At 38.0% G+C, this 26558-nt stretch carries 29 protein-coding genes and 1 pseudogene; 11 read left to right on the top strand and 19 right to left on the bottom strand.

Features of this window, described 5'->3' with window-relative positions; all coding sequences use genetic code 11:
• Positions 1–47: 47 nt before the first annotated feature.
• The 7 genes and pseudogenes from FS458_RS09470 to FS458_RS09445 form a co-directional block, all read right to left on the bottom strand.
• Complete coding sequence (locus tag FS458_RS09470) at positions 48–1412, bottom strand: sensor histidine kinase (RefSeq protein WP_144699814.1); 1365 nt, start codon at positions 1410–1412, stop codon at positions 48–50.
• Positions 1413–1415: 3 nt separating this feature from the next.
• On the bottom strand, positions 1416–2105 hold the full coding sequence (locus FS458_RS09465; RefSeq protein WP_144699812.1) for a response regulator transcription factor: 690 nt from the start codon (positions 2103–2105) through the stop codon (positions 1416–1418).
• 126 nt (positions 2106–2231) lie between these two features.
• Positions 2232–2908: pseudogene (locus tag FS458_RS09460) on the bottom strand (HAD family hydrolase).
• A gap of 68 nt (positions 2909–2976) precedes the next feature.
• Positions 2977–3633: a GAP family protein gene (locus tag FS458_RS09455; protein ID WP_144699810.1), complete on the bottom strand. Its 657-nt coding sequence runs from the start codon at positions 3631–3633 to the stop codon at positions 2977–2979.
• A gap of 27 nt (positions 3634–3660) precedes the next feature.
• Positions 3661–4404 (bottom strand): MerR family transcriptional regulator, encoded by a 744-nt coding sequence (locus FS458_RS09450; protein ID WP_144699808.1) that lies wholly within the window; start codon positions 4402–4404, stop codon positions 3661–3663.
• A 44-nt stretch (positions 4405–4448) separates the two neighbouring features.
• Complete coding sequence (locus tag FS458_RS20660) at positions 4449–4586, bottom strand: hypothetical protein (protein ID WP_186320502.1); 138 nt, start codon at positions 4584–4586, stop codon at positions 4449–4451.
• 119 nt (positions 4587–4705) lie between these two features.
• Positions 4706–5173, bottom strand: a complete 468-nt coding sequence (locus FS458_RS09445) for a DUF4188 domain-containing protein (protein ID WP_144699806.1) — start codon at positions 5171–5173, stop codon at positions 4706–4708.
• Between the two features lie 128 nt (positions 5174–5301).
• On the opposite strand from FS458_RS09445, the gene FS458_RS09440 reads away from it, so the two are divergent.
• The 3 genes from FS458_RS09440 to FS458_RS09430 all read left to right on the top strand — a co-directional run bounded on the left by FS458_RS09440 (position 5302) and on the right by FS458_RS09430 (position 7733).
• The gene (locus FS458_RS09440) at positions 5302–6186 is read left to right on the top strand and encodes a M23 family metallopeptidase (RefSeq protein ID WP_260858538.1); all 885 of its coding nucleotides are present in this window, start codon (positions 5302–5304) and stop codon (positions 6184–6186) included.
• 231 nt (positions 6187–6417) lie between these two features.
• Positions 6418–6702, top strand: a complete 285-nt coding sequence (locus tag FS458_RS09435; RefSeq protein ID WP_144699804.1) for a hypothetical protein — start codon at positions 6418–6420, stop codon at positions 6700–6702.
• Positions 6703–6884: 182 nt separating this feature from the next.
• Positions 6885–7733: a mechanosensitive ion channel family protein gene (locus FS458_RS09430; protein WP_144699802.1), complete on the top strand. Its 849-nt coding sequence runs from the start codon at positions 6885–6887 to the stop codon at positions 7731–7733.
• 55 nt (positions 7734–7788) lie between these two features.
• On the opposite strand, the gene FS458_RS09425 is transcribed toward FS458_RS09430, so the two are convergent.
• On the bottom strand, positions 7789–8328 hold the full coding sequence (locus FS458_RS09425; RefSeq protein ID WP_144699800.1) for a GNAT family N-acetyltransferase: 540 nt from the start codon (positions 8326–8328) through the stop codon (positions 7789–7791).
• Positions 8329–8499: 171 nt separating this feature from the next.
• Here FS458_RS09425 and FS458_RS09420 point away from each other — a divergent pair, with 171 nt between their 5' ends.
• The 3 genes from FS458_RS09420 (at position 8500) to FS458_RS09410 (ending at position 9931) form a co-directional block, all read left to right on the top strand.
• Positions 8500–8709, top strand: coding sequence for a hypothetical protein (locus FS458_RS09420; RefSeq protein ID WP_186320501.1), 210 nt, complete (start codon positions 8500–8502; stop codon positions 8707–8709).
• Between the two features lie 102 nt (positions 8710–8811).
• Positions 8812–9075 (top strand): hypothetical protein, encoded by a 264-nt coding sequence (locus tag FS458_RS09415; protein WP_144699798.1) that lies wholly within the window; start codon positions 8812–8814, stop codon positions 9073–9075.
• Positions 9076–9487: 412 nt separating this feature from the next.
• Complete coding sequence (locus FS458_RS09410; RefSeq protein ID WP_144699796.1) at positions 9488–9931, top strand: GNAT family N-acetyltransferase; 444 nt, start codon at positions 9488–9490, stop codon at positions 9929–9931.
• Positions 9932–9992: 61 nt separating this feature from the next.
• Here FS458_RS09410 and FS458_RS09405 read toward each other — a convergent pair whose 3' ends face one another.
• The 6 genes from FS458_RS09405 to FS458_RS09380 form a co-directional block, all read right to left on the bottom strand.
• The gene (locus FS458_RS09405; RefSeq protein ID WP_144699794.1) at positions 9993–10811 is read right to left on the bottom strand and encodes an STAS domain-containing protein; all 819 of its coding nucleotides are present in this window, start codon (positions 10809–10811) and stop codon (positions 9993–9995) included.
• 189 nt (positions 10812–11000) lie between these two features.
• A complete protein-coding gene (locus tag FS458_RS09400) occupies positions 11001–11747 on the bottom strand; it encodes a sulfotransferase domain-containing protein (protein ID WP_144699792.1) in 747 nt (248 codons plus the stop codon).
• A 256-nt stretch (positions 11748–12003) separates the two neighbouring features.
• The gene (locus FS458_RS09395; RefSeq protein WP_144699790.1) at positions 12004–12960 is read right to left on the bottom strand and encodes an arsenic resistance protein; all 957 of its coding nucleotides are present in this window, start codon (positions 12958–12960) and stop codon (positions 12004–12006) included.
• 127 nt (positions 12961–13087) lie between these two features.
• Positions 13088–13330 (bottom strand): hypothetical protein, encoded by a 243-nt coding sequence (locus FS458_RS09390; protein ID WP_144699788.1) that lies wholly within the window; start codon positions 13328–13330, stop codon positions 13088–13090.
• Positions 13331–13385: 55 nt separating this feature from the next.
• A complete protein-coding gene (locus FS458_RS09385; protein WP_144699786.1) occupies positions 13386–14027 on the bottom strand; it encodes an HNH endonuclease family protein in 642 nt (213 codons plus the stop codon).
• Between the two features lie 193 nt (positions 14028–14220).
• Positions 14221–15417, bottom strand: coding sequence for a metallophosphoesterase (locus FS458_RS09380; protein ID WP_144699784.1), 1197 nt, complete (start codon positions 15415–15417; stop codon positions 14221–14223).
• 202 nt (positions 15418–15619) lie between these two features.
• Between FS458_RS09380 and FS458_RS09375 the strand changes: the two genes are divergently transcribed.
• The 5 genes from FS458_RS09375 to FS458_RS09355 all read left to right on the top strand — a co-directional run bounded on the left by FS458_RS09375 (position 15620) and on the right by FS458_RS09355 (position 23041).
• Complete coding sequence (locus tag FS458_RS09375; protein ID WP_144699782.1) at positions 15620–16504, top strand: DUF4240 domain-containing protein; 885 nt, start codon at positions 15620–15622, stop codon at positions 16502–16504.
• A 495-nt stretch (positions 16505–16999) separates the two neighbouring features.
• A complete protein-coding gene (locus FS458_RS09370) occupies positions 17000–17302 on the top strand; it encodes a hypothetical protein (RefSeq protein ID WP_082861388.1) in 303 nt (100 codons plus the stop codon).
• A gap of 343 nt (positions 17303–17645) precedes the next feature.
• Complete coding sequence (locus tag FS458_RS09365; RefSeq protein ID WP_144699780.1) at positions 17646–19523, top strand: bacteriocin maturation protein; 1878 nt, start codon at positions 17646–17648, stop codon at positions 19521–19523.
• Complete coding sequence (locus FS458_RS09360; RefSeq protein WP_144699778.1) at positions 19520–21460, top strand: TOMM precursor leader peptide-binding protein; 1941 nt, start codon at positions 19520–19522, stop codon at positions 21458–21460. Before FS458_RS09365 ends, FS458_RS09360 begins: the two co-directional genes overlap by 4 nt.
• A gap of 27 nt (positions 21461–21487) precedes the next feature.
• On the top strand, positions 21488–23041 hold the full coding sequence (locus tag FS458_RS09355; RefSeq protein WP_144699776.1) for a SagB family peptide dehydrogenase: 1554 nt from the start codon (positions 21488–21490) through the stop codon (positions 23039–23041).
• 28 nt (positions 23042–23069) lie between these two features.
• Here the strand turns inward: FS458_RS09355 and FS458_RS09350 are convergent, their stop codons facing one another.
• From FS458_RS09350 to FS458_RS09330, 5 genes are all read right to left on the bottom strand, one after another.
• Positions 23070–24245 carry a beta-propeller fold lactonase family protein gene (locus tag FS458_RS09350; RefSeq protein WP_144699774.1) on the bottom strand — a complete coding sequence of 392 codons (1176 nt, stop codon included), beginning with the start codon at positions 24243–24245 and terminating at the stop codon, positions 23070–23072.
• 122 nt (positions 24246–24367) lie between these two features.
• Positions 24368–25018, bottom strand: coding sequence for an SdpI family protein (locus FS458_RS09345; RefSeq protein WP_144699772.1), 651 nt, complete (start codon positions 25016–25018; stop codon positions 24368–24370).
• Positions 25015–25287, bottom strand: a complete 273-nt coding sequence (locus tag FS458_RS09340; RefSeq protein WP_066394788.1) for an autorepressor SdpR family transcription factor — start codon at positions 25285–25287, stop codon at positions 25015–25017. The genes FS458_RS09345 and FS458_RS09340 overlap by 4 nt, the downstream gene beginning before the upstream one ends.
• Positions 25288–25463: 176 nt before the next feature.
• On the bottom strand, positions 25464–25931 hold the full coding sequence (locus FS458_RS09335) for a DinB family protein (protein WP_144699770.1): 468 nt from the start codon (positions 25929–25931) through the stop codon (positions 25464–25466).
• Positions 25932–25944: 13 nt separating this feature from the next.
• Positions 25945–26442, bottom strand: a complete 498-nt coding sequence (locus FS458_RS09330) for a DinB family protein (RefSeq protein ID WP_144699768.1) — start codon at positions 26440–26442, stop codon at positions 25945–25947.
• Positions 26443–26558: the final 116 nt, after the last annotated feature.

The following is a 26558-nucleotide window of genomic DNA, read 5'->3' as shown; positions in this document are numbered from 1 at the left end:
TGTTAGAATGAAAGCTCCATAAGAATCAGATGAGAAAATGATGAGAATTAACTCTGTTTCACAGGAATCTCCATTGTAACCGTTGTTCCCTTTCCTTCTTCACTCACCAAATGAAGCTTCCCTTGGTGAGCAGAAACGATTTGTTTTGCGATGGACAGTCCTAAACCTGCTCCTCCCGTATCACGGCTCCTAGCTTGGTCTACACGAAAGAATCGATCATAGACTTTATCTAGATTTTCCTTTGGAATTCCGATTCCATAGTCTGTTACGGAAAATCTGACAGAGTTTCCTTGTTTAGTTAACTCCACATTAATAGCTGCCGAACTATACTTAATGGCGTTATCTAAAAGGATGATTAGAACTTGCTTTATTTTTAATAAATCACACTCAACATGAATTTTGTCTAAGTTGGAATGAACTTGAATGTCACGGTCGTATGCCTTGTTCATATTCTTAGCGGCATTTTTAGCCATTTCAACCAAATCGGATTGTTCGAGTTGAAGATCTACTTGCGATTCATCCCTTGCTAGAATGAGCATTTGTTGTGTTAATTCTTTCATTCTAATGGATTCTGAGTGGATCGCTTCTACAGCTTCTTCTAAAATTTCTGGTCGATTACCTCCCCACCGTTTAAGCATTTTTGCATAGCTTTCAATAACAGTAAGCGGTGTTCTCAGTTCATGGGAAGCATCAGATACGAACTGTTCTTGCTTTTTGTAGTTGTTTTCAAGCAAGTCCATCATATGGTTAAACGTTCTTGCCATCTTATTCAGTTCATCATTCGATTTCTTATTAATCGTAATCCGCTTATACGTCCCACGTCTCTGGTTTTCTTCCATTGTTTTCGTTAAGTTGCTGATGGGTACTAAGATCAACCGGCTCAAGAATCGCCCTCCCATGTAAGAAGGAATTAAAATGAGTAAGGTTGCTATAATTAAGACGATTCTTAAAATCTGCAACGTGTTTGGAATAGAAGATTCTTTTTCAATCAACTGTAAAGACACAACCTCCCCATCCGTCCAAATAACCGGGTGTTGAGAAACAGTGTAAACCATTCCGTCTAGCGTCTTAATCTCACTGTATTGATTGGTTCTAAAGATCGGTTTGATTTCATGGAGCATATCATCCTCTGTAATTCTCGACGAGGTAGCAGCTACACGGTTATCAACAGTGATAATTCGAATCATTGAATCTCCAGGAAGGTAGGCGCGCAAAAGTTGTGTCATATTCATTTTTGTCTCAGTAGATGTTTTTACAGCTTCGGTCAAACTTTCCATCCTTGTCTCTGTACCTTCAAGAGCATTATCATGTAGATTCTTCTGAAACAGAAGATAAATGCCACTATTCGTGACAAGTAAAATGATTAGAAGCCATACCGTTGAAAACAAAGTTATCCGATTTTTTATGTTCATGGGTTACTCCTTCATCGTGTAGCCTACTCCACGAATCGTATGAATATAGGGGTGCGAAAAAGTGGAATCTATCTTTTTACGCAGATAACGTATGTAGACATCTACAACATTGGTATCGCCATAATAATCGTAACCCCATACCTTTGATAATATTTGATCACGGTTCAATACCTGGTTTTTATTTCGTATCAAGTAAACAAGAAGATCAAATTCCCTCGGTGTTAATTCAATTAGAGTAGAGTCACGCTTAACATCCCTCGTTTTTAAATTAACTGTCAGATCACCTAGTTCATAAATTTCGCTATCTTGATCTTCTGTGAAGTGTTGATTCATGCGAAGAAATGCCCGAATTCTAGCTAACAGTTCTTCAATTTCAAACGGTTTAGTCACATAATCGTTTGCCCCAAGATCAAGCCCGCTCACTTTATCTGGCAAAGCATCTCTGGCCGTTAATAAAATGATTGGAATATGACTACCTGTCGCTCTGATTCGTCTTAACACCTCTAGCCCGCTTAATTCAGGCAGCATCACATCTAGCAGAATGAGATCCCACTTACCAGATTTAAACTTTTCTAATCCATCCGTACCCGTAGTAGCTGTCTCCGTTTCGTATCCTTCATGTTCTAGTTCCAGTTGGATGATTCTTGCTATCTTCTTCTCATCTTCAACAATTAGAATTTTTTCAGCGCTCATGGTTGTTCCTCCTATAAAGAACCTTATTAGCATTATTATAAAGGAGTAAATAGTACTTTACGAATTAGAGGTGAATGTAGAAAACACCATCTAAACAAAAACGATTTTCCTGTATGGAAAATCGCTTTAAGTAACACATGTTCTATTCATTTTTTCAATGATTAAAGGAATCTCCAATAAATCATCCACAATATAATCTGCTTTAACAGCTTCCCAATGGGCATCTCTCTTCCAAATCCCTCTCATTCCAACATTTTGGGCAGCTTTTACGTCATTCTCAGGATGATCCCCTACAAAAATACACTCATAAGGAGCAACTTGGAGTTGCTTTAATGCTCTATTGAAAATGCGACGATCTGGTTTCTTTATTCCTTCCCATTCAGAAATGAATATAACATCGAAATATTCTTTAATACCTAAAGCATGAATATTATCAATCTGAAATTGTCCAAATCCGTTTGAAATGATTCCAAGTTTGTAGTTTTTACTTTTTAAGTCCTCTAACATTTCAATAAGATGAGGAAAAGGAATGCAGTAGTTCTTAAATTCATTTATGTAATCAGCAAAAAGGTCTTCCCACGAAGGTTCAGGTAATGAAAACTCATTAACAATTTGTTGATATACTTTATCCTTCCAAACATATCCTCGGTTATCTAATTCCATATATCGTTTAACATAATCTCCTTCGTTACATTATCCTTTAGCTGCGCAAATCTGTTGTATTGTTCATCAATAAATAGTTTCACAGACTGATCCCGATCTAATAGGGTCCCATCTAAATCAAACATAACAGCTTTTATCATTTGTAGAACACACTCCCAAAATAGCAATTTGCACACAACGGTTAATACATCCAGATATCTAAAATTACTTACAAATAATCCAAACTATTAAAAATCAGTATGATTCCAACGATACACATGATCCATGAAAGAGCTGAATCTGAATTCTTAACCATTCTTTCACGTAGATTTATTAAAGGTTTATCCATCCATCTACCTAATAAAAGATAAATGAAATACAACAAGACCGGTGGCAATACCATGATTAAATTGTATCCAGCTAATATAGAAACCCATTCCATGCTTGAAAGATCACTAGTAGATAAAATACCGATCGCTGCAAAGTAAGGAAAAGCGGTTCCTACTTCAATAAGAGATGTTGACAATCCAAGGATTATGATTGAAATTAAACTTTTAGACTTTGGAGAAGGCAAATCCGCATTTTTCTTTGTAGGAACATAGAAACTAGCAATAAACAAAATGGCCCCAATGATAAAAATGATCCAGCTTATGGTTTGATTTTGAAAAATGTTAGATACACTTTCAAGCAAAGTTGATATTCCTAACATAAGTGAAACACCCACTATAAAATAAAAACCAGCAACGGTTAATAAGTAGAAGAAAATACGGGATGTTCGTTTCTCTTTCTCGTTTAACAGGAGATAAACCGTAACCCCTATTGTCGCAGGACTTAGCATATCTAATACAGCCAATCCGCCAATTAAAAGAAGTAGATCTACAGTCACCAAATTCCCCCTCTATTCAGATTGAGCTTACCCCTTTTTCCCTATAAAGATCTCATAAGCAGCGTTCATATATTCCAGTACATCTTGATCAATGGGGTATAAGCCTAATTGTTCTGACTGTTTTTCAGACATACGCACGTCCCACAGCTTATCTAGAAACTCTGTTTCACCACCAAATGTTTCTGCTCTTTTTTCATCCATTCTTCTAATGATATTTTGAACATTTGAACAGCCTGGATCCTCATGAATAAACCGCTTCAACTGTCCAATAAGAGCAATCCATTCTAAAGTATCTGGTTGGTCGCTAGTCATATTCGGGACCTTCTTCCAAAGCTTTAATTCTCTTTCTTCAAACATAGATTTTCTATATCTTTCTTGTAGTTCTTTATCATTATTAGCTAATTGCATGACTTTTTGGATGGCGATTTCATTACTCTCATCTTCCATCGCCATTCCGTGAATCAATTCTCTTAGAGTACTCTCTATCTTACTTAAACTTTCTTGTTCTTTTTTTACATAAGAGAGTTGCTTCTTTAAACTATCTGACCAATCCCAGTCACTAGAATTCAACATATTCTTAATCTCGTTCAAACGAAAACCGATTTTCTTCATGAATTGAATTTGCTGTAGCTTCTTCAAGTCAGTATGGTTATATAAACGGTGACCACCTTCTGTTTTGGATGATGATTGCAATAAGCCGATGTGATCATAGTGACGAAGTGTTCTTACAGTAACACCAGTCATTTCACTTACCTTATGAATATGAAGCAATGAATCTCCCTCCTTTCAAGATACATATCTACAACTAACATTTTTTATTTATTGGAAAATAAACTCAGCAAGTATCCAGTTCCTAGACCGATAAGCACACCTATCAATGCTTGATCCATCATCAAACCAACACCTGCTCCGATGATAACACACCCATAGATCACAACATCCTCACGTTTCATCTCATCATCCTCTACGTATAAGTCATTAATTAAAAGTATACAAAATGACGTAACGTCAGTTTCAAGTGTTTATTAGAAAAATAAAAAAAGATCTACCCTGTATGGATAGATCTACACTATTAACTGTTCATTCTTTCTCTAGCACTTTGAGTGTTTTTCGTTACGGAGGCCAACGAATAAGCTTTTCCAAGTCCAATTCTTGGCATATTGTTATAAATGGCTTCTGCACTCCTTTTTTCAATTTTGTAGCTTTCATGAAAGATACCAACACTTCCATCGTCACCTATATTCTTGTTGAAAGCTTTCCAAGCTACCAAGTGAGTTCTACCGTGTGCATACGCTTCGAGTTGATCAAAGCTTTTCCAATATTGAATCAGTGTTACTCTTCTCCAACTAAAATGAAATTCTGTATGTAAAAAGCCGATCTCATGGTTTTGATAAAGTTCTCTTATCATGGGACCCATAGCTTTAAAAACAGGTATCCACTTAGAAAATGAAAGCAGCTTATTCACTCGCATACCAATTACAAAAACAACAAAGTCTCCCTCAACCGCTGCCACATGTCTTCCCTTATGAATATTCTTCAAATTTCCCTCTCCTTTATCGGTTGAAAGTTTTTGTAGATCCTTCTCTAAATTAACATTAATTGGTATTAAGTGTTAAAATAAATGTACTACTATTAACAAAAGTATTCATTTACTGAAAGGATGGTTCAGTGAACAACTTACAACGGTGTATAACAGGGGAAACGTTTGGTGCTAAATTCTTAAAAGGAGAATTTCAAGCGATTTATAATCACACTGCGAGTAATTTTAAAGATATGATTACGATCGAACAATTTATGGAGTTATCTTCTTCCTTTAATTCTGGCGTTCAGCATTATTCGTTGGAATCGGAAACACGGCTTACAGATCATTTAAGACATTATTTATGGCTAGATAACGAAAAGATAAAAGCAATCAGTGTCACTTTCGATTCAGAAGATGTTATTCAAAGCCTCTTACTTGCCCCATTTGAAACCTATCCTGAAACAGACAATCAGCTTTCGAAGAATACTTACATGATGCCAATACAAGATGAATGGTTTGTATTTTGGGGAGGTGCCAATCATTTCATCAATTATCACTATGAGATCGAAGAGCAGCGATATGCTTATGATCTTGTAATTGTAAAGGATGGACAATCCTATAGAGGCACTCCAACATTAAATGAAGATTTTTACGCGTTTAATAAAGAAGTAGTAGCTCCATGTGACGGAAGAGTCGTAAAAGTTGTAAATTCTATCGTGGATAACGAATTTGGATCAACGAATGTTTCTAATCCAGAAGGTAACTATGTAATCATTCAACATGCAAACGACGAGTATAGCCTCATTGCTCACTTCAAGCAAAATTCAATTGTTGTAAAGGATGGCCAAATGATCAAACAAAGTCAGTTAGTAGGATACTGTGGAAATTCAGGAAATTCATCTGAGCCACATATTCATTTTCAAGTCATGAATTCACCCAACCACTACAACGGAAAATCTATTCGTATTCGTTTTCATGGTGATTATGAACCGATACAAGGTGATGTTGTAACTTCTTTAAAAGATATTTAAATATTTTGGATTTTTATTATTTCTACTCTATTCTAGGAAAGTGGATGGACATCATAATCATCCACTTTTTGCATATTAAAATACTCCCTGCTATCTCTCTACCCCCTCCCTAAACATATTCTGTTAAATCAAAAAATATTGAAGATTACAGAGATATTATGGTAATATTTATAAAAATAAACAAGTTAGTATAAGTATACATAATTTGGAATTTATTATTGGGGTGACATGATGTCAGTTGTACTAAATAAATTTTATGACAACAAGAAAGGATATTTTCACATCCCTGTTGTATGGCGAGAAGAATTTCAGTTTCAGGTTGGAGAAAAAGTAGGCGTTGATGTTAAAGATGGAATAATCATCATTGATAAGATGCGCGAAAGACAATTTACTCCCATTATAGGTGTAAAAGGAAGACTAACTATTCCCATTGAAATCAGACAAGAATTGAAAAGCCATATCTATCAATTAATCGCAATCCAAGAAACCGAACAATTTATTTTAACTCCTGCTTAGAAATAAATATTTAACCAGCAAAAAGACTTCCCGCTTGAAGTCTTTTTGTATACACATTGTTGACTTCATAAATTCCTTGTTTGACCTTTCTCCCCTAACCTTTTAAAATCCATTGGATATTATAAAATAAATTTGCTTATTTTTCGTATTCTATTGGTATAGTAAGAGTGGGAGTTGAAAGAATGTTTAACTTAGAATTATTTAACAAATTACCTGTAAAAATTTTAATCGTAGCTTTATTAATTGTAGTCACCGTGTATTTTATTAGAAAATCTGTTCAGCTTTTCTTTGATAAGACAAGTTTTCTAGATGAAAATCGTGAAGAGACGTTGATGCATTTTACAGATCAAGTTCTCAAGGTGCTCGGTTTGGTGTTCTTCTTCATTTACGTATTAAGCCATTTCTTCGATCTAACAAGACTTGTTACAGGTTCAGTTGTTGTAGCCGGTGCGCTCGCATTGATCTTCCAACATATCATTCGTGATTATATTATGGGACTAGCCTACTTGTTTGAACGGCAGATCAACCTCGGTGATTATGTAATTATCAACGGTAACAAGCAGGGGAAAATTGAGGAAATAAGTGTGCGTCACCTGAAGATTCGTCAATACGACGGTTATCTATACACTGTTTCTTATGGAAGCATCAACGAGCTTCAAAACGGAAACCGTGGGATGCGGCGAGTGAACGAAAGTCTTATCCTTAACTACAGACAAAACCCCGACGAGGCGTTTAAAGTTATGGAGGAAGTGGCGAAAACGTGCAACGAGAAATATAGTGGGTACCTCTTAACAGATCTAGACGGTAAGCCTGTGGAAAGTTTTAAATTTAATCAAATTACCGAATTAAACGTCGATTACAAAGGACACAGGTATTCTGTCTCAGGAATCGTAAGAGAAGCTCATTTTGTGGATGCAAGCAAACGAGTAAGATATGAACTAGCGCACGCCGCATATGTAAATAAGTTAATGATGGCCGAAAATGGCGAAATTGAAATGAATAAACGTAACGATTCTCAAGCATCTCAATAATTAAGTATGACGCAGGCTATAACGAACGACGATTACAGCCTGCTCTTCTTACATTTTAAATATCTATATCCTCTTCATTAAGAATGGCAAGAACCTGATGATCTTCCCACCTGCCATTGATCTTCACATTTTTCTTTGAAATTCCTTCTTTATGAAATCCAGCTTTTATTAATAATTTTATAGATCCGATATTATGAGGCATTACTTCTGCTTCGATTCGATGAAGTTTAAGCTCATTGAACGCAAACTCTATTATTAGGGGAAGAGCTTCGGTCATATATCCTTTGCCTTTATAGTCTTTGTCTAGAGAATAACCAACCATCCCTTTTTGTGCCGGTCCTCTTTCGATCTTGAACAGACCAATCTGTCCGATTAATTCATGTGTGTCATGAAGATAAATACCAAAAGAGTATCCTAACCCTTTTTCTTTTCGCTCTTCTATCTCTTTCAATCTTCTTGCTTGACCATCTAAAGAATAAAAATCCGAATCTCTCTCAGGTGCATATTGCTGAAAAAACGCCTTGTTTCTTATTTCAATATCAAATAATGTTTGCAGATCACGTCTCTCTAGAAGTTTAATATAAATATTCTTCATCGTTACTTGTCCTCCACACTCGGTAAATTCCTTATTAGAAATTCAACTTAATACGTTTAAAACCTCTCTAGACAGAGTTAAATATCAATTGTTCAACTTGTGTACAAAATATGTAGAAGTTTAATTAAAGGAATGGTATATTATAAACAGAAAGATTCTATGGGAGAGAAAATGATGAACACAAAATTAAATACGTGGATTCAAAAACACAATTTAGATTTACAATGGCTGCAAGAAGCCAGTAAGTTTCCTTCCTACCAAGTTCAGAAACTGCTAGATGATCCTTCCTATAAACCTGATGGCACAACAATGAGAATTGTATTAAGTATCGTAAAAAAGAAAGAAGACACAGCGAAATTAAGTGATTTTTGGGATGTTTAAAAATAGGACTTTACCCTTATAATTTATAAAAATAGTGACTTGTCTAGATCATTTTACCCTCTATCTGCATCTACTAAAGTATGAAATGTAGGAGGTGCTATCTTGGGTAAAGACAAGCATTGTAAGAAAAAGAAGAAAAAAGTAATCTGTTGTGATCCTGTATATATCATTGAGGATAAATACACAGAGAAAGAAGTCACATTCGTTCATCCGATCATTCGTGTAAAACGTGAACACATTAAATATGTTCGCCGTGACGTGTATGAGGAGAAAGTAATCAAAGAAGTGATTGATCCTGGTGCTCCAACTAAATGTGATTGCAATAAAAAGCACAAGAAATCTAAGAAAAAAAGCAAAAAGAAGTAATTTCAAAGGATAATTACTCTTTTTATATGAACCCCCGACCATCGTGATCGGGGGTTTTGCTATTGTTTTAAGACTTGATATGTTTATTCACGGTACGTGTTTTTATATTTCTTACACGTTCGCCGCTAAATAAGTGATTTCCACCTGTAAAGATATGTTTACCACCTATGTTTAATGATTTTCCACCGATAAATGAAGTTGCACCACCTAAAATTTGAAAATAACTACCGCTGGTCGTACATTTTACTTAAAATGAGCATAAATATGGCTAACAGTATGATTAGACTGTCTAACCCAATCTCCTTTTTCACAAAACGTATCTAATCAACCACTTGATTTATCCATTTGATATACTGTTTACATACATAAACGTTCTCTTATATCAAACCTAATCGAGGAGTTGAGGATACAAATGAAAAATCATTACGAGGTGTTAATTGGTGAAGGAAATGCCGAGTTAGATCAGCGACTTTCTGATGAATTAGACAAGGTGAACCATGCAGCGACGATTGGCACTCCAGCTGCCCGAGAATTGACAGTGCAAATTTTAGATAAACATGGTGAACTCGCTGCCGGTATGAGTGGTTGGACTTGGGGCGTAGCTGCTGGTATTGCAATGACATGGGTTCGTGAAGATGTTAGAAAAGACGGACTAGGTTCACAACTACTCCAAGATTTCGAAGTTGAAGCTCTGACACGAGGTTGCACACACGTCTTCACTACGTCTTTCACCTTTCAAGCACCAGGCTTCTATGAACGTCACGGATACCAAGAACTGTTCCGTTGGGAAGGATTACCTACTCCTGATGCTGCTGACATTCATTTTCGTAAAGAGCTAGTCCCGCTATCAAAATAGATAATACAAAAAAGGGTGTACACTAATGTACACTCTTTACAACTATGCATCTAATAATTTTCTATCTTAAATAATCTTCTAAAGCTTGCTGAAGTGTAGCTTTTGTCTGAGCTTTGCTTTCGAAAGATAATCCGATATTTGTTATTTTGCTTACAACTTCTGGACGCAGACCAGTAATTACAGATTCACACCCCATCATGTTCGCACCTTCCATAACTTTCATGATCCGTTCAATCGCATCCGTCTCCATTTGAGCAATACCAGATAAATCTATAATTAACGTTCCAATGCGAAGTCTGCTGATTTCCGAAAGAACTTTCTCTTCAATCGTATCTGATCGATATGTATCAATATTTCCTATTAGCGGGAGCACACATACCTTCGATGTGATCGGAATAATTGGAACAGAAAGATTATCAACGAGTGTTTTCTGAGACTCGATCAGCTTATCTTTGTACTCTGAATAACTTAAGAATAGTTCATTTAAAAATTTATCAATGCGGTCATTAATTTGTCTTTCCGTATTAAAAAAACTTTCAGCCTCTAAATCAATTTGGTTCAATTTATTAAATTCTTGCAAGTACTTCCAGACCGTTCTTCGAATCGCTTGAACCCATTCTAGTTTAAATGCAAGCGTCAGGCTATGGGATGCCCACGATACACCTTCAAATTTTGCAAATTCTTCTAATTCACGGTCTTTACCTTGGATGGTGTACATCACAAGTTTATGAGCATTTGACAATAAATCGATATTACCTACCAACAATATTTCTTCGATTTTCCCACGAACATTTCGGGCTTCAGCTAATAAAGATTCTTGGAACTCTTCTCTGTTATTAGTAAAGTATTCTATATAATCCTTTTCCAAGACTAAACCCATCGTGTTCACTCCTTTTTGAAATTTTTACCTACTTTTGTACTATTGTACCACTTAAAAAATAGATGGTATAAAAAATTTTGTATTTAAAACTGTTTTATAACTTAAGTAAGTACTCTCGTTTTTTAAAAAAAGAAAAAACCGCAACAAATTTCGTTACGATTTTTTTAAAGTTATAGCAGAAATACTTTTTTACCAAAGTAAATCCTTCTCATATCCTAACTCAATAAGCAATGGTCCAGCTGTCTCTTTAAAAGCTGTGGTAATCTCATCGTCGAACTCTTCTTTCCAGTTGCCGATCGTACCTTTTCTGAAAGTAGCTGAGCCTTTAGTCGAAATGTTTTCTTTCGCACGTTCGATTACATTTTGATCGAGGTTTTCGGATTCCTCTTCTGTAATAAACTTTACAATCTTCTGAACCGATTGGTCTAGAGATTCTTCACTTCTTAATAAATCTTCAAATTTAACCGAAAGCACGTTAGGTGCCGTTAACCACCCTTTAAATTCCGAAAACCAATCATGAATATCTTGATGACCTAATTCAGGAATCCCTCTTATGATTGATAACATTCGTTCTTTTTTAGACAGTTGCTTTTTTTGATAATATTGATGAAGTGGTGCATCTACTTTCTCAATATAGTAGTTATAAGAAACTACCACATCACGCAAATCCCGGTAGAGGAAGATTTGCTTCATATCGAGATCTTGAAGAAGCTTCTCCCATGATGTGGAATAATAAATATGTCCAGACAAAAATTCGCTCTCTTTTAGCTTCTCTAACTCACGCTGATGTTCTGCTAACTGTGTTGAGACACCTTCATAAAGATGCAGATTTTGATCAAATGTGATGGAATGAATTCCTGTTAATATTTGAAACATTAAATGTGTTCCGCTCTTAGGAAACGAATTAAAGAAAAAAGGACTTATTGCTTTACTCATTTTTTACGATCACCTTTTCTATTTACATGACATGCCTTTCATATCTTATTCGTTCGCTCCCAATCCGCTTGTACAACCGCCTGCTCATACTTACTTCTAACTAAAAAAAGAATGCAGAGCTACATACACTTTTATCATTCAACGCGCGAAACTTATAATGCAAGACCTTAACCCCTAATTGTTAGCAAGATGAAACCGTGAAAAAGGCAGGGATATACTCCCTGCCTTTTTTCTGTGCTCATTTTACTAAGAATCTTTAAATATCCATTTTTGGCACTACTTTTATATAGATTAATTCACCAATCAATTCAACTATCGTCTGCGTTACGATTACCGCTGCAGCTAATGTTCGCCAAGACTCTGGTAATGCAAGGGCTAGTGGGAGAACGACTAGTGAATTTCTTGTTCCCATACTAAAAATCAATGCTCTTCCTGCACGATTATCTAAAGAAAATGCCCGTGCGATCAAGCGAGAAACAATTGGCATAACGATTAAGAATAAGACGTAGATCGGAACAACGTTAATGATGATATCAAAATCACTGTAGACCTTTCCAATTTGCGAAGCAACGACTACAATCAAGACGAAAGCCATGAACGGAACAGGTAACCAAGCTGTAAGTTCTAATGTTTGAACACCTAGCGGATGTTTTTTCGCCCACAATTGTGTTAGGACTGCTAGTAGTAAGGGAATTACAATCAAAAGAAAGAATGCTTCTAAAAATGGTTGTATATGCACGACCGTTATCATCTCTTCCCCAATGAATAACCACAAATATAGAGGAAGCAAGACCATTTGAACTACAAATAAAAGTGGCGTTGCCGCAAGCATCAATTTTTCATTTCCTTTTCCCAACTGAGTAAAAATAATTACATAATCAATACACGGAGTGAGAAGAACTAAGCATATTCCTAATAGTATTGGTGGGGACTGCGGAAAAATAGAAGTAAGGATCCATACAACAATGGGAACACATACAAAATTACCGATTAATAAAGCGAGCATGAATCTTATGTTTGAAGCAGCTTCTCTGAGCTTTAAAAAAGGAATTTGTGCAAACATTCCATACAGAAGGATAGCGATTAGCGGAGAAATCGTAAATTGGAGTCTAGGTCCTAAACTTCCAAACGTGAGGCCGATAAAGCCACCTAATAGCAAAGAGATACAGTAAATCCATATTTGTTGATTTTCAAGACCTTCTCTCGTGACCATCTCTAACCTCCCTTTTTTATCCTTTAAGTACGTCATATTACTTTTCAAAATATTAATATACCATTCTCGCTATCAATAAAAAAGAACCGCCTGTTTTCAGACGGTCCACTGTTGTCTATTAAATGTGTTAAGCGCGTTCCAATACTTTGGCCAGCATATGGTGAATAACCTCGTGATCGCGTGGATCGTGCAATCGATATTCTTCACCAGGAAGCGTATACCACTCTGCCGCTCCAGCATAAGTGATAGCAAGCTTCAAAATACCTTCTTCATTACAACTTGTCTTAAGCTCGAGCTCCCCGCTGATCACGCCTACCTCTGTAGTCATTACACCATGAGTTGCCGTAAAGACCGTTGATTTCTCTTCCATTGGAGCAGCTCCCTTCTTTTAAACAAGTTCATACAATGTTTATACTCTAATTCTATTAATACGTGCAAGTGTTAAGCATGCTTTGAAGTTGTGTTTTTTCCGCTGATTGAAGATTTAAACCCCAGTTGTACTTTGTTTGAATCCACCATTTTGCATATCCACAATTAGCTGCAGTACGAGTAGGCTTCCAAGTCGATGGATCTTGGTCCCCCTTTGATCGATTCGAACTTGCCGTTACGGCAATAAGTTGTGGTCCTGTAAGGTCGTTTGCAAAAGCCTCACGCTTTGTAGTCGTCCAACTGCTTGCTCCAGAACGCCAAGCTTCAGCTAATGGCACGACATGATCAATATCAAGATCAGATGGATTTGTAATCGTTACACCGTCATAATAGCTGTACCAATTACCTGATGTCACAGGACAATTTCCGCTAAACGAATCTGCATCACGCTTAAGAACAACTTGACGTGTATCACATCCTCCGCCTTGACTAGACCAGTGTGGAAATAGATCGCGAGAATAGCCTGTCATTGTACCTTCTGTCTTAACCACTAATGCGTTCAACTGAGATTGTGCAGCAGATTTAGTAGGGGTTCCTGGCGGTAGCGCCCATGCCTTTTGGTTATCATCAGATGAAACGACGACAAAAGATATTACCAGAGTAAAAACAAACGAACACAACATCGATTTCTTCAACATGCTTAAATCCTCCAATATGTAGTTTTTTGAATCGTTATAATTTTATAACATGTCTTTACGGATTGGCATTACCAATTTAGTAATTAAACATAATCTAGACCATTGATATAGGTGGATAGTCTAGTTTTTTAAGTCTAAATTCCTTCTCGAAAACCATTATAGTACAATATAATTATTTGTTTTTGTGACTCTACTATTGCTTCACAGGCTGTTTTTCTCCTGGGAGAGGAGCAGGATCCATGCTTTGATCGTTTGGTGATAGATCGATGCCATAATCTTTCGCAAACACCATATGTGTTTCTTTTAAAACATTTTCGTGGTTTAGGTCCAAGTTAAAAACACGAGCTCCACGAAGTCGATTCTTCTCGTCACCAGGAAGTCCGTACGCTCCAAATCCAGCACTTCCGCCATATCCGAGCATAATGCCATAATAGTTTCCTGCATACGTGTTAATGTGGTCATGTCCACAGAAGACTCCTTTTACATCGCCTCGATGCTGCATGGCTGAGAATAAGCCAGAATTGATCGGACCCGGACATTCATCTTCGTTTCTCTCACCTGTAATCTGATGTTTGTTTTTAGCACGTGCATGATCAGCTTCTGTTCGCCCATCTACACTCGAATACCACATATAACGGTGCTCCCATAACGGGATATGTATGAACATAAGAGAAGGCACCTTAAATCCAAAACGATTTTCGATCTTTTGAGACGTTTCATTGTACCAGCTGACTTGATCAAAACGAACCCAGTCCCATGTTGGATAACCCTCAAAATTTTGACCCGCAATCTCTTTTGGTGCGTATCTTCCACTATCCATCAACCAGAAATTAAAAGCGGGCTTCTTCCCTTTCGTGTCCCAAACAAGAAGGTTCATGTTCCCAGTTCCTGTAATGTGTTTCGCTCCCTTATCGTTCACATTGTGTTTGTAAGATTGGTAGAAAGCTAGCATCTTACTCTCATCCACACCGCTTTTTGGGGTAGAATCTTCATCATGATTTCCGAATGTAATGGCCCACTTAATGCCTCTCTTTTCCATCGGCCCAGCAACATTGTTCATCGCCTGTTTCATTTCGAGTTCCGAATCACATCCACCCGTAATTACGTCTCCGTTCAGTACCACAAAGTCAGGCTTCTCAGCATCTAGCACTTTTTCCATTAACTCAATCGTACGACGGTCAATGCGCTCATCGTCTTGCGTATCATTAAACTGCACGACCTTGAAAGTGCCATCGGAATGAAACTTTAACACCTTCTCTTCCTTTCGATCTGCATGCACTTTTTCGGTAAATAAGTTGGATGTATCACCGAGCGAACCTAGTGTTAATGCCAACGTGCTCGCTCCTCCAATCTTAATAAAATCGCGACGATTTACTTGTTTAGAGCTCATTTTGCTACCCCTCCGTTATTTCTGTATGTTGAATTGTTACAAGATTAAGAGTAGCAAGAGAATTTTTAGGTAGTGTGATTGAGTTGTAAATGTTATGTGAGAGTAATGATTGAGAGATTTTACAAATCATGGCCCCCACAAAATTGAAGAAATGAATATATAATAGGCTTAACCATAAAATGTGTTTAATTAGGAGGTTTGTATGTTTAAATCTAATAAAAATATTCCGATGACTGTTGGCAATGTGTATGCCGTCAAGTTGCCTGATAGCCGCTATGGAGCAATCAGAATTATTGATAAACAGAATCCATCTACAACTCTCGTAACCACTCCTTATATTAGTGATAGACTTCCTAACATTGATGATGAAAAATTAAAACAAACGCTAGTCCAAAATCGATTTTTCTTTGATGGGCAAAAGGCGGGATCTATCGTTGATGGTAAACCACCTAAAGAGTTAATTTTTATTGGTAATATTCAGATGAAAGAAGAACGCCGCTTTCCCAGTTATAGTGGCGTTTGGGATAAAGAAACTGGAATAGAAGCTTATTATGAATGGCGCTGGGAACATGATCGAGAAAACTTTGAAAAAGAGATGCAGGAAGATGAAGAACGAATGGCGAGAGAATCACTCGCTAAAGTTCAAGTACCTAAGAAAATGATGAGTGAAGAAATGTTTTGGTCTATCATCTCTTTAGTAGATGATGAAGATATAGAAGCTGCCATTCAGAAGTTAGCAGGACTAGGTGTACGGAATATTAAGCAGTTTGAAGAAACCTTGTCTTATAAACTCTTTCAATTAGATACAGAAGAACACGCACGAAACATTGGAGTTTATTCCTATAAGGACGAAAATAAGCATTTTTCGGTTGATTTATTTTTATACTTTCGATGCGCTGTCATTACTAATGGTAGAGACTTTTATGAATTGGTATTACAGAACCCTATTCATATGCCTGGGAACGATACATGTGAACCCATATTGGATCTAGCTTCTGAAGCGTATGAGCTTCGCACTGGTAAAGAGTTCGAATATGAAACTGGTTGTGATTATGAAACTTTCTCCAATCGCAAAGGTTGGGAATAGAGTGACTAAGTGGTTTAGCTAAGGGGTATATCCCATGCAGAATTTGTCGAGATATAGCAACTCGTCGATAAACGATAGAAATTTGTGGAATTATTATTCAAACTCGTGGAATTATTGACGAAATTTATGGATTCACGCTATAAATTTTTTGAATAAAGTGGTTGAATACCCTATACGGTATGTATTGTTGATAAGAACAAGCCACTAAAATGGAGCATAATTACACATTTTCTTCTAGTTACAACTCACTGTTCTCTTTCAAACGCAAAAAATGACTTTCTGCAACTCTTTTTCTCAAAAATAGTCGTTCACCATCACATTATAATCATATATCTTCGCTCTCAGCTTGTGTTTAACCTCAAACACAGGCTGTTTCTATTTCCAGCACCCAATCCTGTAACGGCGGACAAACTGTATCCATATTTTATTATGAGGAATTTGAGCAGAGACTCTCTACTCGTTCTAGATCTGACAAAAAACAAGGAGGTGTTTGTATTGGACAATAAACACCAATGGAATTTGGATGGATTAAGTACTGGAGACTTTCAAGTTAGTGGCGGTCAGCCACATCATCCCCAAGAACAGCAAGCACAAGACCCTCGCCTTATCGTTCCAGGCTGTGTAATCGGAATTTGTTTTAACTTTTGTGGAGGTTGCGCAGGTTGTGGCGGATGCGGTGGTTGTGCTGGTCGTTGCGGAGGCTGTGGCGGTTGTGGAGGCTGCGCTGGACGTTGTGGCGGTTGCGGCGGTTGTGCTGGACGTTGCGGTGGATGCGGCGGACGTTGCGGAGGCAGATAATCAGATTAATGCATTGTTCGAAGAAATTTCAGGGGGCTTTGCTCAAGTTTTTGAGCATCAGTCCTCTATTTTGTTGTTTCTGCTAGCAGTTGGAAATACGAACGTTTCTCCCTAGCGTACAACTATAGCAATATGTATTTTCAATAAATACATATCGAATTATATTCACGGTAACTGCGATTAATTTCACGGTAAACCAAAATATATTCACGGTAATTTGTTTTATATTCACGGTAGGTCCATTTTTATTCACATGAATTCAATCCTCTATTGATGAATTGACATAATGAACAAGCAAAATCCATAGACATAGATGATGAGCATTAGGTTAAGGAGGGGTATCATGCCAGGCGTCACTCTCTCAATGTGTTTGAAAATGAACAGAGACACGTTCGTGTATCCGCAAAATAATGGAGGCGTATATCTCCGTAATAACATCACTTCTATTCAAATGGAAGGTAATACGATAGAGCAATGGCTTGAAAAATTAATTCCCATGCTAGATGGCAACCGATCTCTGGAGGAAATTACGGACGGCCTGCCAGATCCTTATAAAGAACAAGTCTTTAAGATTGCTGAGGTGTTATACACGAATGGTTTTGTTCGCGATACGAGCCAGGACCTTCCACACCAGCTTTCTACTGCAGTCTTAGAAAAATATGCTTCACAGATTGAGTTTATTGACCATCTCAGTCATTCGGGTGCGCACCGATTTCAAAACTATCGGGAGTCCAAGATCGCTGTAATTGGTTGCGGTCCACTTCTTTATTCACTCACACAATCACTCATACAATCAGGGGTTCCTGCGTTCACCATACTTCACACGAACTTGAAACAAAGTGAAATCAAGAAACTTCAGGATTTTATAAAAACCGCAACAACTAGAAATCCGGAAACTAACATTACTCTCGCACCGTTAAAACCTGACACATGTTTAAATGATCTGAAGAACTTTGATTACGTATTGTACGGCCATGAAAATGAAGATTCAGAACAGCTTTCCATGATACAAAACATCTGCAGCAGCCAATCAAAATCGTTTTTACCCGTAACGTTACGTAACAATCAAGCTTTTGTCGGTCCTTTCATCATATCTGATTCTGCAGCCTGCTGGAGATCCGCTTTCTTACGGTTAAGGAATAGAGATAACAGTGAGAATTCTGCGTCATCATCTTCAAGTACAGTTTCTATGTTGCTCGCGAACGTCGCTGTTTTCGAGCTATTTAAGAAGATAACCGGTGTGGAGGAAAATCACGAAAACGCCATCTATCATCTGAACGTGAAGACGTTGGAAGGAAGCTGGCATCACGTTTCTCCTCATCCTCTAGTGAACAAAAAAATGAAGGTTGAGCATATGGATAACCCTCTTTCGTTTTTAAAAGAGTCAGCAAACCGAGAGCTTGACCTTCATTCGTTGTTCTATCAAATTACCTCTAGTGAGACTGGGATTTTTCACATATTTGAAGAACAAGACTTAATCCAACTACCATTGTCACAATGCAAAGTAAAAGTGGCCGATCCTTTCGGGGAAAGCACGCCAACAATCATCACATGCTCTGGCAGAACACACGAAGATGCTCGTCTAGAAGCCGGTCTATCTGGAATCGAAACATATGTGAAAAGATTATTTCAAGAAACACCAGAAGCTATGAATGTTGGAACAGGACGTACTGCAGCAGAAGGATTGAGTAGAGCACTTCAAAACAGGCTGCAAGAAATTTTCATGCAATCTCAAAACAATTATCAAGTTACTGCGAAAATTGATCTTTCTTCAATAAAAGACTCGTATTCCTTGTTTATGATTCAATCTCTCTCAACATTAGGTGATGAAGTTACACTCTATCTTGGAGGAAAAGTTCGGGGTTTTCCTGTTGTTTGGGTGAAGCAAAATGAAAAGTTCTACGGAAGTGTCGGTCTTAATGAGAAACTAGCATTACAGTATGCACTCCAAGGAGTTCTTATGCACCGACAAAATAACGAAAACGTTTCTAGCATGAACTGCGTAATCGCATCTACTATCCTCCCGCACAGCAGACTAAAAGCGATTAATCTTCCAGAACCAGAAGAAGTACCACCAATAGAAACACTAATATCAGCACTAGAAACATTAAAAAACAACAAGACCAACGTAAAATTCTATACCCTTAGTGCAGAATCAATTTTAAACGACAACACCTCTGGCCTATTCGGAATCACACTCTCTTCGGAGGTCCAATCATGACTCAAAAAATTATTCTTATAGGAAATGGTAGTCTTGCAAGCGATGTCTACCAACAACTAAATGAAACGTATAATATCTCTCGGTACAAAACAGTAGAAGATGTAGTTGCGAATCATGAAAAGCTAGCGTTAGTTCTTCATGATAGCTGGAATCCAGATCAACATGGGAAGGCAGAAGATTTTTTTCGTGCCAGCAACATTCCATGGCTGCGTGGTTTTGTTTTTTTCGGTGAAGCTCATGTTGGACCTTTCGTTCGTCCAGATCAACCGGGATGCACGCAATGTGCAGACCTTCGCTTTTTCATGACCGGCCAAGATCGTAGAGAGCATTTTCATATGAAAGACTATCAGAAGTCACAGCAAGGATTATCACGAGATCCTTGGGCAACAAATCTAGCACTCTGTCAAACAGCTACTCTAGTTTGTGATGTGGTAGAGCGTTTCATGAACCATGGTACAGCACTTGCAATTGAACACGTCTTTATGATGCATCTACGAACATTTAAAGTTACAAAGCACTTCTTTTTACCAGATCCGTATTGTGAAACATGCGGCGACATAACGCTTGATACCGATGATCATGCCAAGATCTCGCTCCAACCCAGTCCAAAGATTTCAAGGGATAACTATCGTTGCCGTTCGATAGACGAACTACAAAACGTGTTAAGCCGTGATTATTTAGATAACCGCACAGGTCTTCTTAATTTTAAAAGATATGACTTAATCTCTCCTTTCGCAGACACGGTCGTCAATCTTCCACTGCTCTCTGGTAACGAACTGAATGCAGGAAGGACACATTCATACCTGCATAGCGAGCAATCAGGCATTTTAGAAGGTCTTGAGCGTTATTGCGGTTACGCGCCACGAGGCAAACGGACGATCGTCTACGAACCTTACAACAAAGTGAAAAATGTAGCGATCAATCCTCTATCGATTGGAACTCATTCACATGAACAATATCACCAGCCACATTATCCTTTTCAACCGTTTGATCCAGACCGACCGATCCATTGGGTGTGGGGCTATTCCTTATCTGAGGACCGGCCGATCTTAGTTCCTGAAACGTTCGCCTATTACAGCATGGGTGGCGGAGAGGGATTCGTTTATGAAACCTCAAACGGATGTGCAGTAGGTGGAAGTTTAGAAGAAGCCATTCTATACGGGATTTTTGAGATTGTGGAACGCGACGCTTTCCTCATGACTTGGTATGGTGAACTGCCTATCCCCCGGATTGACATGAAATCGATAGATGATTCGGAGCTTCAGCTAATGGTTCAGCGCATCCAGCATGTGACAGGTTTTGAGATTCATTTATTCAATGCAACAATGGAAAACGGAATTCCAAGTATTTGGGCGATGGCAAAGAATACAAAAGAAGATGGTTTGAATCTGCTTTCTGCAGCAGGTGCACATCTTGATCCACTTAGAGCAGCTAAAGGTGCGGTTCAGGAGCTATCTGGCATGCTTCTTAATATGGAAGAAAGTTTTGTTAAAGACCGCAAAAAATACGAAAAAATGTATAGAGATTCTAACCTAGTGCGTCATATGGAAGATCACTCAATGGTTTACGGCTTAAAAGATGCAGAGAAACGGTTGTACTTTTTGTTAGATAAGCGGAAAGTTAGAGACTTTGAAGAAGAATTCAAGCCAATTCACCATACTGCCGATTTGTTAGAGGACCTAAATGGTGTGCTAGATATCTTTAAGAAACTAAATCTTGAAGTGATCGTTGTTGATCAAACCGGACCAGAATTAAAACGGAACGGTCTACATTGTGTAAAAGTAATCATACCTGGCATGCTGCCAATGACGTTCGGGCATCACCTGACACGCTTGCAAGGATTGAATCGGGTGTTCACTGTTCCGATGAAGCTCGGATATGTCAAACAACCTTTATCACCGAAAGACCTGAACCCACATCCTCATCCGTTTCCTTAAAAAAGAAGTATGAAAGGGGCATTGTTGATGAACCTCGATGAGTTTTTATACAAACTTCATTACGAGACCGACCAGATTACGCCACCCGACTGGCAGGTGAACTGGGAAGATGCCCCGCTTCCCTATAAATTGTACGAAGGATTGCCTGTGATTCATTTAGATTCTGGGCTGCCAGTCTCATTTTCACAAAAAAATAAACCGACACTAACCGATCTTAGCCATTTTCTTTCGTATTCCTATCGAATTACACAAGTCAGTCAGACGTTTCCTTCGATGGAAACTTCGGAATCATGGACAACATATCGTCGGTTTGTTCCGTCAGGCGGTGCCCTTTATCCTAACGAACTATATCTGTATGTAAGGTTGGAGGATTTCCCCACAGGCATTTATCATTATGACGCTGCTCATCATCGTCTTGTTTGTTTACGAGAGGGGAATTTTGATTCTTACTTGGAGCGCTCTTTAGGTGAACGTTGCGACATCACTTCTTGTTTTGCTGCTGTCTTTGTTTCTACCTTCTTTTGGAAGAACTTCTTTAAGTACAATAACTTCTCTTATCGGCTGCAGAGCCTTGACGCAGGCTTTTTAATCGGTCAAATGTTGGAAGTTGGCAAGCGTAATGGTTTTGAAACGTGCGTCTACTATCACTTTTTAGATTCTGCCATTAATCATCTGCTAGGTTTAAATGAGAGCGAAGAAAGTGTTTATGCAATTATGCCACTAGCAAAAGATCAAAACATGAAGTGGTTCGATACTATAGCTGATCAGTCCCTGACAACGGAACAATTAAGTAGTGAGCTCAAATCTCTTCATCACAAGCATTACGTTCGCTCTAAGGAAATACGTCCCTATCATATGCTTCTGAATTTAAACTCCGCATGTAAATTACGATCTTTTTCTTCAATAAACGTCTACAATGAAGATGTTCAAAAAGATGTTGATGGGCCTGTACTAACGTTACCATTAGTGGAACCACTAACTTATCCTTTCAATACTGCCTGCGAGAAGCGTTATTCCCCAGGACTAGATTTTGCCTTGAAACCATTAACGACTGAACCGCTTGCTTACCTACTGAACGAAACAGCTGCAACTAGTTTCTATCGAAATGATCTCGATCAAAATAAGAAGAGTTTAACTTCTCGTATTTCAATCCGATTCGCCACTAATTCTGTAGTAGGATTACAGAATGGTATGTATGAAATGGACAGTTCCTGCTTTCAATTAAAACAAATAAAACTAGGTGATTTTCGCACTGCTCTTCAAGATGGACTGTTATCTGATTTTGTTAACATGCCACAGATTCCACTTTCCTTTAACATCAGCGGAAGTAAGGACCACTATAGGAAAATGTTTGGTTATAGAGGTCATCGCATACAGCACATGGAGGTCGGCATACTGTCTCACAAACTTTTATTAGCTGCATCAGCACTGCATATGAACGGTCACCCAATTTTAGGCTTTGATGTCCCTTATTATGATGAACTATTCAACCTGCAACAAATGGGTAGAACCAGCTTACTCCAAATACCGATCGGATACTATCGGCCACACCCGAGACTGCAGGGACATCTGCATAGTTAAAGCCTGAGTAGTTATCTCAGGCTTTCTTTTAAAGTTGATTTGGACATACCGTACCAATTGCAATGCCAAATGGTTCTAATCCTACTGTTACGTTACCAATCACTGTATCTGTCGTAATATCAATAATAGAAACAGTGTTACTTCCAGCTTGGTTATTCGTCACGTAACCAAACCTTCCGTCCGGAGTAATCGCGATATTTGCAGAAACATCCAATAGTGGACTAGTGATAATAGTTGTTTCAATTTTCAGAGCTGTATCAATAACTGAAACGGATGGATCACTTAAATTAACAACATAAGCACTGGTTCCATCAGGGGTAATCGCTACTCCAAAAGGAAAACTAGTACCTGGCACTAATCCAACCGGGATGATGATTTCATTAAGTGTGGTTGTGTTAACTGCCGAAACAGTACCCTCAAAACTATTCGTAACATAGACTTCTGTACCATCTGGAGTCACTGCTACACCAAAAGCACCCGCAGGCGGTGTATTACCAAGAGTAAGTACTGTCTGTGTGGTAGTCACAAGGTCAACGATAGAGAGTGTTCCTTGAGTTTGATCTGTTACATAAGCCGTTAAGCCATCTGGAGATATAGCGATGTTAACAGGTGTGCTAGCGAGGTTTCCAACTGGGAAGACATTAGTTATCGTGTTCGTTAAGGTATTGATTGCGGTTAGTGTTCCATCATTTACATTCGTTACATATGCCGTAGTACCATCCGGAGTAACGGCGACTCCTGATGGACTTGGTACATTTATCGTTTGGATCACATTATTCGTGAGTGTATCAATAACTGAAACCGTGTTACTATTTAAATTCGTTACATAAGCTCTTCTCCCATTAGGTGTCAATGCAACAAAGACAGGAAATTCCCCCACTGAAATTGTGTCAATTGTTGTATTTGTTGCTGTATCTACAACAGAAACGGTATTGTCCCCGGTATTGGTTACATAAGCTAGCACACGGCAAGCAAGTGGCGGAACAGGACTTAGGAAAACACCAGCTACACAATCACAGCTGACGACGAATACTCTTCCATCTCGTAAAAATCCAGAGATACATCCTGAATTTTTATCAAACGTTTGAAAAGTTAACTGAATTGGTACCGCTGTATTTTTCAGAAGGATGGAAATCACCTTACCAGCCTTTAATTGTTCGAATATACCGCATGTACAATCATCTTGATTTTCATGGTAATCCATCTTTCTTCTCCTTTTATAACGATTATAAATCCGTACATATATTGGTATAGTCTATGCATGTACCTCTTGGCTTGTTTGGGTGACAAAAAAGGACACCTACGTGAGGTGTCCGATCAAAATTTTTAGTTGTTATCTACATTCTTATACCGATTGAAAAAAACATAAGAAGCAATGGTTGCGATGAGAACGGTTGATAGAACCACAACGAGCATGCCCGTAAATTTATAAATGCCTGGCAAGAATGATATTGCAACAAGCAAAATTCCTGCCATTACAAAGAGCTTTCCGCTAAGCTGATGTGTCTTTCTCCAAGTCTTTTCGTTCGCAAGCGTCCACGGTGTGCGCACTCCGATAAAGTAGTTGTGTTTGATTCGCGGCAAGTAGTTTCCGAGTACGATAAAAAGTAAACCGATTCCTAAATTAACGATTAGTGAGATGTTTATATTAACACCTAAACCATAGCTAATAGTCATGGATTGTAGAAGTAAGAAGAAAACGTTCATAATCGTAATAAAAATCGTATAACTGCCAGAAAATTTCTTGTAGTTCTCTTTCTTTGGATCAATTCTTGGCATGAAGATAAACAACACCATCAAAACAATCATTAACATTGGTGGAAAGAATGCAGCATATTGTTTATCCCAATACCTATCCACTTTACCGTGGATGTTCCAATGCATCGGCATTTGATCAGGCAGGTAAGGATAAGCAAATACACCGATCAGTACACTAAGTGCAATAAGAAGATAACTCCATCCATACTTTTTCATCATTTTTCCTCCTTCGTTGTAAATGTAAAATACCAGCTCATTAGTTCATGAAACACCGTTGTGTTCAAAGAATAATAAATATGCTGTCCTCTTCTCTCATCATCGATTAGCGAAGCATGCTTTAAAATTTTTAGATGATGAGACACACTCGGTTTTTGCATGTCAAAATGTGAAGCGATCTCTCCTGCTGTTAGTTCATCTTCTTTTAACAGCGTTAAGATTTGTCTTCGAGTCGGATCAGATAATGCTTTAAACGCTTCATTAAGAGACATTTTGTCACCTCAGGATGATTTCCATAATTAGATATTTAGATAAGTGTCTAACTATCTAATTACATAATATGTTTATTTTCCATTTGTGTCAATCATTTTAGTAAAATGTGTTCAATAAAAATAAGCACATTTATTAGTTAAATAAATGTGCTTGCTTTAAGGAATATTCTTCTGATTTAACGATGAGATGGCCAAGATCCCTGTATTTTTCTTAACATAATAATCTGACCGGTATGATAGGCATCATGAAGAAAGATATCAATAAGATCACTTTCTAATCCGCTCTCATTTATTTCTTCAGAACTCATCTCACTTAGTAATCCTTTTAGTTTGTTGTGTACGTTTTCTGCGCGATCGATGGTAAGATACCAGTCATCGTCATCTTCTGTTTGTTTGGTGATAAAGAAGGTATCGTTTCCATCAATTCGCGTCCACTCTTGTCCTTCTAAAGTGGCAACAAGTCGTTCTTTGTAATAAGTGAGATGATTGACGTTCTCCCAGATGGATTTCGTTGCATCGCCCGGTGGTCTAAAGCTTGCTTGCTTAGCCGTTAATCCTTCTATAGCTGGTTTGAGCGGCGCGTACCAGCTCTCTTTATCAAACGTGGAGTCTAACACTTTTAGTAAGAATTCGGCTCGGCTCATGTTACTAACCCTCCTAATGGTTTGTCGGATTCTTTATCATCGGCTCTATGAGATCTGTATCTGGCGGAGCATATCCTAATTGCCTGCCGATCTTCACAATCTGTCCTTTGTGATGAAATTCATGAGTCATGGTGTGTGTAAATAACCACAAAGCCGTAAAGTCTGCTTGACTTCCATTTCTAAACGTCACTTCTACCGTGTGATCCCAATTGTTTTCAAATTTATCGAGAAATTCATAAACCAACTCATCTGTTTTTCTGAAAAGCTCACGCATCTCTTGAACGTTATGTATGGACTCAGGAGTAATATCAGGAAGTGACTTTCCAAGAGCACGATTACCGAGCCATCCTTGGTAACAACCCGCTACATGAGCATGTAAGCTTAGAATAGATTCACCACTGAAACCTTCAAGTTTCTTTGCATAGTCGGTTGGGGATAATGTCTCGCAATATTGAAAAAGAGTCTCTCTCGTTAGACGTACCCAATCATACTGAGTTCTGAACAACTTCATACTCTCATCTCCTTTTTGAACTCACGAATACTTCCCCATCTTTAAGAAGATTTCCTTCTTGTATGGTATAAAAATATTCATCCTTAAACTATTTTAAAAAAAGATGCATTCCTTGT

Source organism: Fictibacillus phosphorivorans, assembly GCF_007673525.1.
Lineage (GTDB): Bacteria > Bacillota > Bacilli > Bacillales > Fictibacillaceae > Fictibacillus > Fictibacillus phosphorivorans_C.
This window is presented reverse-complemented; position numbering and strand designations above follow the sequence as displayed.